This window comes from Acidovorax sp. ACV02, assembly GCF_014851475.1.
Lineage (GTDB): Bacteria > Pseudomonadota > Gammaproteobacteria > Burkholderiales > Burkholderiaceae_C > Acidovorax > Acidovorax delafieldii.
Genome location: NZ_JACUZU010000002.1, coordinates 636587 through 648964 on the forward strand (window position 1 = coordinate 636587; position 12378 = coordinate 648964).

The window sequence follows — 12378 nt, forward strand, 5'->3', positions numbered from 1 at the left end:
CTCCTTTCGTAGACCGTCGGTGCGTTCTGGCTTCAAGCCAGCGCGTGCAGACCCACGCGGTTGCCATCCAGGTCATGGATGTGCGCAAAGAAGCCCATTCCCGGCGGCAGCGCCTGGCGCGGCAGGGCCACGCGGCCGCCCTGAGCCACCGCGCGGTCCAGCGCGGCGTCGAGCGAGGGCGATGCGTCCAGGTACACCAGCGTGCCGCTGCCCGACACCTGGGGCGCCGTGGGGCCCATCATCAGCGCGCCGCCTGCGCCATCGGCTTCGGGGTCGTAGGCAAACACGGCGCCTTCGCTCGGGCCCATGTTCTCGCGGCGCATGGGCTGGCCCAGCACGGCCTCGTAAAAGGCCTGGGCGCGGTCCAGCTGGGTGGTGGGGATTTCAAACCAGGCGATGGCGTTTTTCATGGGGGCTCCTTGTGTGTGAAAGAAAGAACGAAAGTAAGTAAGAAGCCCCGATGGTGAGCGGGGGCTGCTGACAGCGGAGTGTCAGCAGCCTGTCACCCCGCATCACATTGCCGGAGCGGGCGCGGACGCCGCCACCTGCGCCCGAAACGCACGCGGCGACAGCCCCGCATCGCGCGTGAAGGCGCGGGTGAAGTACGCCGGGTCGGCATAGCCCAGCGTGTAGGCAATCGTGGCCACGCCCAGGTGGGTGTAGGCCAGGTTGCGCCGCGCCTCGCGCATCAGCCGCGCCTCTATCAGCCGCTGGGCCGACACGCCCGTGGTAGCACGTGCCACGCGGCTCAGGTGCGTGGGCGACACGGCCAGCGCCCGCGCGTAGTCGGCCACTTGCCAGTGCTCCAGAAAATGCGCCTCGATCAGCGCCTCCAGCCGCTGCACCAGGCTGGACTCTGGCGCGTGGGTGTCGTCCGGGCTGTGGTCTTCCATCGCACGCGCCACCCAGCCCAGCAGCGTGGCGCTCAGGCCCCGCAGCACCAGCGCACGCGCCTTGGCGCGGCCCGAGAACTCCTGCCAGACCTGTGCCATGGCCTGGTGCAGCTCTGGCGGCGCGGGCGCCACGGCGGGCCGCGCCAGGTCGCGCCGCACATCGCCCACGCGCACAAAAATCTCGTCCATCAATTCATCGGCCAGCGTGGCCACCCAGCCCTGCGTGTGCTGCGTAAAGCGGAATGCGTGCACATGCCCCTGCGGCACGTTGATGAGTGCACCGGCAAACAGCGGCACCCGCTCGCCATCCAAGTGCGCCACGCCCCCACCCGAGGTGATCAGCAGCACCTGGTGCAGCCGCGTGTGCCGGTGCGGCGCCAGCTCCCAGTCGTGTAGCGCCGACCGCTCTGCAATCGTCTCGCAGTGCAGCACGTCGGGCAGGTGCTGCGACTCGCCGAACAGGCTGTACGAGTGGATGGTTCCGATGTTCGAAAAGTGCATGTTCTGGCTCCATCCGTCCATTCAACGCGGCGACTGTGCCACGTATCTTTGGGCGGTCCGTTTGATCAATGTCATGAACGCACCAACCACTACAGGAGACACCATGAAAACCCAGGTTTGCATCATCGGCGGAGGCCCCTCGGGCCTCATGCTCTCGCAGCTCTTGCACCTCAAGGGCATCGACACCATAGTGCTGGAGCGCCAAAGCCGTGAATACGTGCTGGGCCGCATCCGCGCCGGCGTGCTGGAGCATGGCTTTGCCGCACTCATGCGCGAGGCCCAATGCGGCGAGCGCATGGACAAGGAAGGCGAGATCCACGACGGCTTCATCATTGCCCACGACGGCAAGATGGACCGGGTCGATTTGCACAAGTACAGCGGCGGCAGCTCCGTAGTGGTCTACGGCCAGACCGAGCTGACGCGCGACCTCTACGAAGCGCGCGACCGCATGAAGGGCGTCGTCATCCACAACGCCGAAGACGTGCAGCCGCACGACCTGAAAAGCGCCAACCCGTATGTGACCTACCGCAGTGGCGACGAGGTGGTGCGCATCGACTGCGACTTCGTCATCGGCGCCGACGGCTTCCACGGCGTGAGCCGCAAGTCCATCCCGCGCGACGTGCTCAAGGAATATGAAAAGGTCTATCCCTTCGGCTGGCTGGGCGTGCTTTCGCGCACCAAGCCCGTCTCGCCCGAGCTGATCTACGCCAAGCACGAACGCGGCTTTGCGCTGTGCTCGCTGCGCTCGCAGGTGCTGAGCCGCTACTACATCCAGGTGCCGCTGACCGACAACGTGGAAGACTGGTCTGACGAAGCCTTCTGGGCCGAGCTGAAGCGCCGCCTGCCCGCCGAGGTGGCCGCACAGCTCACCACCGGCCCCTCCATCGAAAAATCCATCGCCCCCCTGCGCTCCTTTGTGGCCGAGCCCATGCGCTACGGCAACCTGTTCCTGGCCGGCGACGCCGCCCACATCGTGCCGCCCACCGGCGCTCGGGGCCTGAACAGCGCGGCGTCGGACATCTATTACCTGTACCACGCCATGGTCGCGCACTACAAGGATGGCGACAGCACCGGCCTCGACAAATACTCCGAGAAGGCCCTGGCCCGCGTGTGGAAGGCCCAGCGCTTCTCGTGGTGGATGACGACCATGCTGCACACCTTCCCCGAGTCGCTGGCCTACGACCAGAAGCTGCAGGACACGGACCTGGCGTACCTGTTCTCGTCCGAGAAGGCACTGGGGTCGCTGGCGGAGAACTATGTGGGGTTGCCGTTCTAGTCACCCAGCAATAGCACTGACACCCAATCAAAGGCCTGCATGGGGTTCCCTCATGCAGGCTTCTTATTTTGTGTGTGCCCGGTAGGCGTTGTGTGCAAGCGGCGCTCCGTCTGCTCACGCGGCGCGCCCTACGGTCTGCGCACTGCGGCTCCATGCGAACCTCATTCCAACGCCGCTTTTCATGCTGCCGCCCTGCACGGCAATATTCATCTGCTACGCAAAATTTAGGCAGAACTGATGCTTACGCCCGCACAGCAGGCCCGATAGCATCGCACCAAGTTTTCAGATCATTTGCCCAGTGCTGTCGATGTGAGATTCGACGATGGCTTGAACACGATGAAGCTGCCGATGCAGCGTTTTGAGGCAGTGCACTTCACATCCGATAGTGCCAATCAACAGCCAGGTAAATCTCAAAAATGGATTGGGTCCCGATAGTCTTCATTGTGTTCAAGGTACTCGTGTTCGGCACTTGCATGTTCTACGCTATCAAGTGGCACCACGACCAAGGGAAGAAGGCGAAGGAAGAAGCCAGCAGGTCGCCCATGCCAACGGAACGCACGCCGGGCGCGTCGGATTAGGTGGTGGCTGTCTGCAATATTCGGCGGCGCATCAGGCTTCTGCCCACGTGTACCACGCCGTGGTGACCCACGACCAACCGGCGACAGGACCGGTCTAGACAAATACTCCGAGACAGCCCTGGGCTGCGTGTGAAATAGGGTCGAGCGCTTTTCGTAGTGGCTGACGACCATGCTGCCTCTTTCCCCCATTCGCTGGCCTATGACCAGAAGATGCAGGGCACGGACTTGGCGTATCTGTTCTCATCAGAGAAGGTGCTGGGGTTGCTGTTGTGAGCCCGTGGAGACGCCTAGGGGTACTGTTTACAGAGTTTTAGCGTCGTTCACTGTTTACATCGGTGTGGGCTTCCATGGTCTCTGGTGCGATGGCAGCGTCCCTTTTCAAAGTATTCGTTGACGCGCAAATCAGCTTGCTTGCAGGCGGAAAAGCATCGTTGAAACAATGGGGCTCTGGGTGCTCGCAAGCTATAGTTTGCCTGTTCGAAGTTCACATGCCTTTCCGAATTTTGTCGGTACGTTTACGCAGCCTTGCACCTGGGAAACCATCCTGCTAGCTGTTTTCAGGAGGAAGATTCTTCGGAATCTCCCTGGCTAGTTCAGAGCACAGGCCGCAAGTTTTTGTGCCGAATTACGTTAAGCCTCACAAGGAACACCCATGTCTGCAGAACCATCCGCTGATGGCGCTCTCGCGTTGATCGAAGAACTCCGGGTAGATGCAAAGCTCGGAAAGGGTAAGCACTTTGCTGCGAGTGATCGAAAGCTGCTGTGGCATCGCCTCTGCGGCATTCCAGTGATCTTGGCGAATCTATTCGTCGGTATCGTTCTGTTGAACCTGCAGGGTCAGGCTTCGTCCCCAGCCCCAAAGGTGTCGACTCCAGCAGTTGCTGCGTCAGTGCCGGTTGTAACGGCTAGTACTCCGATCACGAAGAACGATTCAGCAGCTACAGGCACATTTCGTGAGTTTCTCTCGAGTGATGCACTAGCGCTGTTATCTGTCGTTTTGGCATTTAGCGCTGCTAGCCTTAGTGGCGTACAAACTTTTTTCAACTTCTACAAATCATTCGAGGGTCATCGTGCGATCGGAAATCGATACACGCATCTTTCGCGGCAATGTAAAGCTCTTCAGCAGAAGCATCGGGATCTTTCATTCGATCCAAAGTATTTGTGGGAGCAATATGAAAAACTCATCGTGGAGTACAACCAGATCAACATCGATGGCGAGGCGTTTCCAACCAGTGCGAGCGACCTAAAGAAGGCCCGCAATGGTCCTGTACTCTCACGTTACCAACCACCTGCGGGCGGGCCGATATAAGGCCAGATTATTTCGCTCAACTAAATAGGCTACCTTAGACAGATTAGATGACATCTCTCTATCCCCCGGACCTTGTGCCGCTTGTGCAGTCCGCCTGGGCCACTACCAACCGCCTGAGAGGCGAGAAGCGGCCGCCGCTGCCTGCCAGTGATCTGCTCAAAGAACTGCTTGCGCTCGTGTATCACACAAGCCTTCTTCGAGAGGAGGGTCGAAAACTCTTATTCCGAATCATCTATTTGCCACGCGGCTCTTCAAAGAAGATATCGCATGCCCGGCACAGCAATTCCCGGCTAGCTGTTTTTACTGAAGACCGATCACTAAATGTTTCCGAATTGCGAAGACTAGCGCCAGCGGCGGATTCCAGGCGCACGATGATCTGTGCAGATTACGATTCGGAAACCGGATGGAGGGTTTGGGGGCTGCTTGATACAGGGGTTAACTGGTGGCAATTTACTAGACACGAGGCAGACAGAGGTTTCGCTCCCCCCCAGGACTTAGCTATCGGCAGCCCAGGGCCTGGTGAGATCACTGTCTCCTCGGGTGGAACCGTTCTCCTTGCCCTGCGAAATGGCTCTGCATTCCTGCCGCAAGGCTCAGCGCTGAATGCTGGGCCGGTCAGCACCCACCTTGAGCCCACGAGGAGGAAGCTCTATCGTGACTCCATAGGGCGGCTCAAAGTAAAGAAGTGGGATAAGGAAAACCACGACAACGACTACCCAAAGCGCTTCCATGACATGTGCCTTTCTCGAATCTTGTCTGGAATACGCGAACTTGCGCACGGGGGCACTCTCTTGGTAGTGCCGAATCAACTGTCGGCATCAGATCCTCGCTTAGCAGATCGAGTAAACATTAAGCACCCCTGCGATTACGACTACTTGTGGGAGTTGATGCTTCAGCACCTTGAGCTTCATCACAAGTACTACGCCCTACACTTTCCACTTTGGGACTCCGAAGTGCCAATCGATCCAGAGAAGTATCACCAGATTTCGATTCTTGAATCCGCGAAGATTGACAATGACGAAGCCTTAAAAGATGCAGTCCGATTCATCGCGTCACTCTCCGCAGTGGATGGGGCACTGGTTATCACTGATCGCTTTCGAGTTCTTGGTTTTGGTGCTGAGGTGATCGCACAATCGCCAACTCTCCGGGAGGTGCAGTTAGCTATGAATCCCGAAGCGACGACTAAGCAGCCAGTTTCGATCGAAGCCTATGGGACGCGACATCGATCTGCTTTTAGGTTTTGCTCCACATATGAAGATGGGATCGCTTTTATTGTTTCGTCTGATGGTGGCGTTAAGGCGACGAAGCGTATTGGCTCGGAAGTACTTCTTTGGCCTGAAGTGCAACCAAGCTTTTGGGATGCATAGTCGGGAATGAGTCCTAGCAAAGAAAAAGCCCGGCACATGCCGGGCTTTCCACCTTTCATCACCCATCACTTGCAGCTAAAGCTGCTCGCACTCTCCACATCCCCGTGCCGTTGTAGCGTGCCACCAGCGGCCGGGTGCGGTTGGCCGAGCAGTTGGCGGGCAGCTCGCTGTTGACGCCATTGGCGCTTATGCCGTGTGCTTCGGTCGTCGCGCCGCCGGGTGTCTTGCCCTAATCCATCGAGGTGCTCACGGCGACGTCCGCACCCATTTCTCTCGCATCTGTCACAGCACCCTCACGTCAAACGTCTGGTGAGCAGGAGGTCGATATCGCCCTCCGCCCAACATTCAATGTGAAGGAACTGCTGTATGAATCGCGCTGTCTGGTTCAACGTATCGCCCGAGGGCGCAAAGGCCATCGGGACGCTGCACCACTTTGTCACCCAGGGAACGGGTCTGCCCAGCTTGCTGACGCACCTGGTTTTTCTGCGCGTGTCGCAGATCAACGGGTGCGCGCACTGCATCGACATCCACACGCGTGACCTGCTGGCCGAAGGCATGTCGGTGGAGAAGGTGGTGCTAGTTCCTGTGTGGCATGAGGCGGCGTATCTGTTCTCCGAGCAGGAGCGCGCCGCACTGGCCTGGGCCGAGGAGGTGACGCGCGTGAGCGAGACCCATGCCTCTGATGAGGCCTATGCGGCCGCACTGGCCGTGTTTGGTGAGAAGGACCTGGTGGACCTGACGCTCACGATTGCCACCATGAATGCCATCAACCGCATGGGCGTCAGCTTTCGCATGAAGCCTCGCGCCAAGGCGTAAAAGGTAAAGAAAAAGGGAAGCCCGGCTTGCGCCGGGCTTCCCGCTTTTCAAGCGCAGATCACTTGCAGCTGAAACTGCTCGCACTCTCCACATCCCCCGTCCCGTTGTAGCGCGCAACTTTCGGGTACACACACAGCGGCCGGGTGCGGTTGGCAGACCAGCTCGCAGGCAGCTCGGCATTCACCACGTTGGCCCCCGCACCGCGTACCTTGGCCGTCACGCTGTCAGGCGCCTTGCCTTGTTCTACCCACGCCACCAGCGGGGCCAGCATGTCGAACTGGTCGGTGGCGGGGCCGCCTGAGCAGTGGTTCATGCCGGGCACCAGGAACAGGCGGGCAAAGGCGTCGGCCTTGCCGCTGTGGTTGGCCTGCAGGCGGTCCATCCAGTTGGCGGTGTCCATGGGCGAGAACACGCCGTCGGCCACGCCGTGGAAGACGATCATCTTGGCGCCCCGGTTCTTCAGGGCGCTCAGGTCGGCTTCGTTGGGCGGGGTCATGTACGACCAGGGGGACTCGGCGTATTGCGCCGTGGTGGCGAACATCTTGGGGTAGTCGGTCTCCATGCTGAAGTTCAGCGCGTACTGCATGCCGGGGATGGCGGTGAACGCTGCCACGCTGGATGGGGGCGAGGTGAAGATGAAGGCCACCGCACCGGCGTCACGCGTGGCGGGCGAGCCAAAGTGCCACGATGCAAAGTTGGCGCCCGCAACGCCGGGGTCGAACCAGGTGCCGGTGTACAGCGCTTCGCCCTTGCTGTTCTTGGGGCCTGCAAAGATGCTGGCCAGCACGCCCTTTTGCTCGCTGGTGATGCAGCTGCCGTCGCGCGCGCCGGTGCAGGTGGGCACGTCGGTCTGCAGGTTGAAGGCGGCCTGGCAGGCGGCCACGTCGTTGACCTGGCCGTCGGCCACGCCGTCCAGTGCGTCGCACTTGGCGACGATCTTGCTGCTGATGAGCTTGAACTCGGCCGGGCTCACGGCGGTGGTCAGGTCGGGCAGGCCGGTGGTGGCGTCTTTGGTGGACACCTTGGCGTACTGCTGGGCCTTCCACAGCTGGGTAGTGGCGGCCTTGGGCAGGTGAAAGCCGGGGTTGCCCGCCAGGATGCCGTCGTACTGGTCGGCATAGCGCGATGCGCCCACCATGGCGTGGCGGCCGCCGTTGGAGCAGCCGGCCAGGTACGAGCGGTCGGGCGCCTTGCCGTAGGCGCTCTTGATGAGGTTCTTGGCCATGGGGGTGAGGGTGCCCACGGCCTGGTAGCCGTAGTCCAGCCGCGCCTGCGGGTCCACGCCAAAGAAGGGCGTGGGTGCGCTGTGGCCTGCGTCAGAGCTGAGCACTGCAAAGCCTTGCACCAGGCCGGGTGCCACGGGTGCGGCGCCGCTCACCGAGCCCAGCGCGGTGACCACGCTGCCGTCCAGGCCGCCGTTGGCCTGGTGCAGAAAGCGGCCGTTCCACTCCACGGGCAGGCGCATTTCAAAACCGATGGCGTAGCTGGCGCCGTCCACGGGGCCGGTGCGCTCTTTCATCTTGCCTTTGACGAGGCAGTGCGCAGGCGCCTGGGTGGTCACGCCCTGCACGGTGATGGGGCCTGCGGGCACTTGCTCGGACGAGGTGATGCGCGTGTCGGGCAACGCCAGGCTGCTGGCCAGCGTGGCGCACGACTGCAGGGTGGCGGGGGTGGCCGCGGAGAGCTGGGGCAGGGCGGCATCGGACGAGCCACCACAGCCCATGAGCAAGGCAGCAGCCGCCGCCGAGATCGCCAGGGGGTGGTGGGCACGCATCCGGTTTCTTCTCATCTTCAAGCGCATGGTGTTGTCTCCAGTGGTTTTTTGAGGCGCAAGGAACCCCGCAACGTGGCCTCAACACGCTTTGGGTGGGAGATGGATGAAGCTTGTGTTTTGCTACTGAATCAGGAGCTGCTAGTGCATATGAATCATGCGCTTGCGGCCTCCTGGGGCCTGAATTCAAATGCCTGGGCAATGCGCTGGCGCAGGATGGTGGTGCGCAGATCGAACTCGGGCAGCACCCACTGGGCGAAGGCCTGGGCGGGCGCGGTCCAGCGGTCTGTGGCGGCCGTGGATTGTTCCGCGCGGTGGGGGCGGGCGGCGCCGATCTGGGCCCAGGCCCATTCCAGCAGCACCAGCGCCACGGCGCGCAGGTAGTCGTCGGCCACCCAGTAGGGCAGTTCGGGGTCGGACTGGGCGGCAATCGCCAGGGTCTGCGTGATCTCCACCAGGGCATGGCGGCGCGCGCTGGCGGCGGCGCTGGGGGCTGCGCCGGGCAGTGTGGTCAGCAGCGTTGCCAGGCCTTGGCCGCCATCGGCCAGCACCTTGCGCACCAGCAGGTCGATGGCCTGGATCTCGTTGGTGCCCTCGTAGATCATGGCCACACGCGCGTCGCGCACGATCTGCTCGATGCCCCATTCACGCACATAGCCGTGGCCGCCAAACACCTGCAGGCAGGCGCTGGCGCCGTGAAAGGCCTGGTCGGTGAGCGCGGCCTTGAGCACGGGCGTGACCAGCGCGCACCAGCGCTGCGCGGCGGCACGTTCGCCGGCGTCGGTGCTGTGTTTGGCCACATCGAGCTGCAGGGCCGTGTGGTAGGCCAGCACGCGGCCGCCGTCGATCCAGGCGCGCTGTGTGTGCAGGATGCGGCGTATGGCGGGGTGGTCTTGAATCAGGCTGGTGTCCTTGGCGCCGGGCGCGCGCATCTGGCGGCGCTCTGCGGCGTAGGCGCTGGCCTTTTGCCACGCGGCCTCCAGCAGGCCGATGCCCTGCAGACCCACATGCAGGCGGGCAGCGTTCATCATCACGAACATGGCGTTCAGGCCCTTGTTCGGCTCGCCCACCAGCCAGCCGGTGGCGTCGTCAAAGCGCATCACGCAGGTGGGGCTGCCGTGCAGGCCCATCTTTTCTTCGATGCGCTCGCAGACCACGGCGTTGTGGCTTCCATCCTGAAGAATCTTGGGCACCAGGAACAGCGACAGGCCCTTGGGCCCCGCAGGCGCATCGGGCAGGCGGGCCAGCACCAGGTGCACGATGTTGTCCGTCAGGTCGTGTTCGCCGCCGGAGATGAAAATCTTGCTGCCGTTCACCCGCGCGCTGCCGTCGGGCTGGGGCACGCCGCGTGTGCGCACCATTCCCAGGTCGCTGCCCGCATGGGCTTCGGTCAGGCACATGGTGGCCAGCCATTCGCCGGTGGCGACCTTCTCCAGGTACTGCGCCTTCAGGGCATCGCTGGCGTGGTGCTTGATGCATTCGTACGCGCCGTGCAGCAGGCCGGGCGCCATGGTCCAGCCGTGGTTGGCACCGGCCAGCCATTCAAACAGTACACACTCCAGCACCGCAGGCAGGCCCTGGCCGCCATCGTCGGGCGCGCAAGACAGCGACGGCCATCCCGCCTGCCAGAAGGCCTGGTACGCATCGCGAAAACCTGCGGGTGTGTGCACGCGTCCACCGTCAAAGCGGCAGCCTTCTTCGTCGCCGCTGCGCTGCAGCGGGGCGATGGCGCTGTCCACAAACTTGGCCGCCTCGTCGAGCACCTGGGCCGCCAGGTCGCCGTCGGTATCCGCAAACGGCGCCAGGCCCTGCCAGCGCGTGGGCGCCTTCAGCACGGTGGTCAGCAGGTGCTGGATGTCGGCAAGGGTTTGGCGGGCTTGCATGGATTGCTCTCTTATTAGTAGCTGTTTGCGCTTGATGGTTGGGCGCTAGCGGCTGTTTCTTCTATTTTTTGCCATGCGGCGGCCCGGACTGGGGTGCCAGTCCGGACCTGCGGCGCAGGGGAAATCAGGACTCTGCGGTGAAGCCGATCTTCTTGATCAGCGGGCCCCAGCTGTCGTACTCGGCCTTTTGCCAGCGGGCCTGTTCTTCAGGGGTGGAGCCATGGGGCATCAGGCCCACGATGGCCAGGCTGTCGATGACCGACTTTTCCTTCAGCGCAGCGTTGATGGCAGCGTTGGCAGCAGCAATCACCGGCTTGGGCGTGGCAGCCGGGGCGTAGAAGCCAAACCATTCTTCGGTGGTCAGCTCAGGGAAGCCCTGTTCGGCAAACGTGGGCACATCCGGCACGTAGATGGAGCGCTTGGGGCCCGAGGTGGCCAGGATGCGCAGCTTGCCGGCCTTGTAGTTGGCGATGAAGTCGCCGTGCGGCGTGACCATGGCAGCCACCTGGCCGCCCACCACGTCCGTCACACCAGGGATGGAGCCACGGTAAGGCACATGGCGCAGGTCCACACCGCTGTTGATGCCCAGCAGTGCACCCAGGAAGTGGGGCGTGGAGCCTGCACCGGGCGAGCCGTAGCTGGCGTCCTTGGGGTTGGCCTTGGCCCAGGCCAGGAAGTCCTTCACGTTCTTCACGCTGGCGGGCACCATGGGGCCCACAGCCAGGCCGTGGTGCATGATGGCTGCGATCGACACGGGCGCGAAGTCCTTGTCGGTGTAGTTCATCTTGCTGTAGATGTGCGGGTAGTTGGCCAGGGCCGACACCTGTGCCACGGCCAGCACCGAGCCGTCTGCGGGCGCAGCTTTGAGCGTCTCCAGCGCAATGCGGCCGCCCGCGCCGGGCTTGTTTTCCACCACGCCAGGGTTCTTGCTGAACGCGCTGCCAGCCCACTTCTCGGCAACACGGCGCGCCACGGTGTCGCCCGAGCTGCCGGCGGGGAAGCCGAAGTACACCTTCACCTGGTCCACCTGGGCATGGGCGGCAAAGGGGTGGAAGGCGCCCAGCGCGGCGCTGGCGCCAAGGGCCTGAACGAATTGACGGCGGGTGGTGGTCATGCTGATGTCTCCTGGTGTGTGTCTGACGGAAATCTCGGGGGTCAAGCTGGAGCGCTTTCGCGCCCTCTTGTTATTTACTGATGTGTGGCGCTGATCGTTTACCGGGGCGCCATGCGCAGGGCGCCATCCAGGCGAATGACTTCGCCGTTCAGGTGGCCGTTGGTCACGATATGGCAAGCCAGCTCGGCAAACTCTTCGGGTTTGCCCAGGCGTGGCGGGAAGGGGATGCTGGCCGCCAGCGACTGTTGCACGGCTTCGGGCAGCTCCTTCATCAGCGGCGTGGCAAACAGGCCGGGCGCCACGGTGCACACGCGGATGGCGTGCTGCGCCAGGTCGCGCGCCATGGGCAGCGTCATGCCGGCCAGACCCGCCTTGGAGGCGCTGTAGGCCTGCTGGCCCACCTGGCCATCAAAGGCGGCGACGGATGCGGTGAACATCATCACGCCGCGCTCGCCGTTGTCCAGCACGGGCAGCTTGCTGCAGGCGGCGGCAAACAGGCGGCTCACGTTGTAGCTGCCGATGAGGTTGATGTTGATCACGCGCACGAAGTCTTCCAGCGGCGCGGCGCTGCCGTCGCGCTGCACCACGCGCTTGGCGCTGCCAATGCCGGCCACGTTCATGAGGATGCGGGCGGGGCCGTGGGCGGCGGCAGCCTTCTCCAGCGCGGCGGTCACGCTGGCGGCGTCGGTGATGTCGCAGGGGCAGGCAACGCCGCCAATGTCGGCGGCGACCTTTTCGGCCAGCTCGGCATTGCGGTCGAGCACGGCCACCTTGGCGCCCAGGCGGGCCAGTTCGCGTGCGGTGGCCTCGCCGAGGCCCGATGCGCCGCCGGTCACGAGGGCGGCTTGTCCTTGAATCTGCATGGTGGGT

The 12378-nt window shown here is 63.0% G+C and carries 10 protein-coding genes; 4 read left to right on the forward strand and 6 right to left on the reverse strand.

Features of this window, described 5'->3' with window-relative positions; all coding sequences use genetic code 11:
* Nucleotides 1–32: 32 nt before the first annotated feature.
* Nucleotides 33–410: a VOC family protein gene (locus IB236_RS06810; RefSeq protein ID WP_015012067.1), complete on the reverse strand. Its 378-nt coding sequence runs from the start codon at nt 408–410 to the stop codon at nt 33–35.
* Between the two features lie 102 nt (nt 411–512).
* The gene (locus IB236_RS06815; RefSeq protein ID WP_192419611.1) at nt 513–1394 is read right to left on the reverse strand and encodes a helix-turn-helix domain-containing protein; all 882 of its coding nucleotides are present in this window, start codon (nt 1392–1394) and stop codon (nt 513–515) included.
* Nucleotides 1395–1497: 103 nt separating this feature from the next.
* Here IB236_RS06815 and pobA point away from each other — a divergent pair, with 103 nt between their 5' ends.
* From pobA to IB236_RS06835, 4 genes are all read left to right on the forward strand, one after another.
* A complete protein-coding gene (pobA, locus tag IB236_RS06820; RefSeq protein WP_192419612.1) occupies nt 1498–2670 on the forward strand; it encodes a 4-hydroxybenzoate 3-monooxygenase in 1173 nt (390 codons plus the stop codon).
* 1230 nt (nt 2671–3900) lie between these two features.
* Entirely contained in the window at nt 3901–4557 is a 657-nt protein-coding gene (locus tag IB236_RS06825) for an SLATT domain-containing protein (protein WP_192419613.1), read from the forward strand.
* A 47-nt stretch (nt 4558–4604) separates the two neighbouring features.
* Nucleotides 4605–5924: a putative sensor domain DACNV-containing protein gene (locus tag IB236_RS06830; protein ID WP_192419614.1), complete on the forward strand. Its 1320-nt coding sequence runs from the start codon at nt 4605–4607 to the stop codon at nt 5922–5924.
* Between the two features lie 366 nt (nt 5925–6290).
* Nucleotides 6291–6740 (forward strand): carboxymuconolactone decarboxylase family protein, encoded by a 450-nt coding sequence (locus IB236_RS06835; RefSeq protein WP_110960495.1) that lies wholly within the window; start codon nt 6291–6293, stop codon nt 6738–6740.
* A gap of 58 nt (nt 6741–6798) precedes the next feature.
* Here IB236_RS06835 and IB236_RS06840 read toward each other — a convergent pair whose 3' ends face one another.
* The 4 genes from IB236_RS06840 to IB236_RS06855 all read right to left on the reverse strand — a co-directional run bounded on the left by IB236_RS06840 (nt 6799) and on the right by IB236_RS06855 (nt 12371).
* Nucleotides 6799–8541 carry a tannase/feruloyl esterase family alpha/beta hydrolase gene (locus IB236_RS06840; RefSeq protein WP_370539887.1) on the reverse strand — a complete coding sequence of 581 codons (1743 nt, stop codon included), beginning with the start codon at nt 8539–8541 and terminating at the stop codon, nt 6799–6801.
* 125 nt (nt 8542–8666) lie between these two features.
* Nucleotides 8667–10394 (reverse strand): acyl-CoA dehydrogenase family protein, encoded by a 1728-nt coding sequence (locus tag IB236_RS06845; RefSeq protein ID WP_192419622.1) that lies wholly within the window; start codon nt 10392–10394, stop codon nt 8667–8669.
* Nucleotides 10395–10518: 124 nt separating this feature from the next.
* Entirely contained in the window at nt 10519–11508 is a 990-nt protein-coding gene (locus IB236_RS06850; RefSeq protein WP_056057208.1) for a Bug family tripartite tricarboxylate transporter substrate binding protein, read from the reverse strand.
* 98 nt (nt 11509–11606) lie between these two features.
* Entirely contained in the window at nt 11607–12371 is a 765-nt protein-coding gene (locus tag IB236_RS06855) for an SDR family NAD(P)-dependent oxidoreductase (protein WP_099731539.1), read from the reverse strand.
* Nucleotides 12372–12378 lie beyond the last annotated feature (7 nt).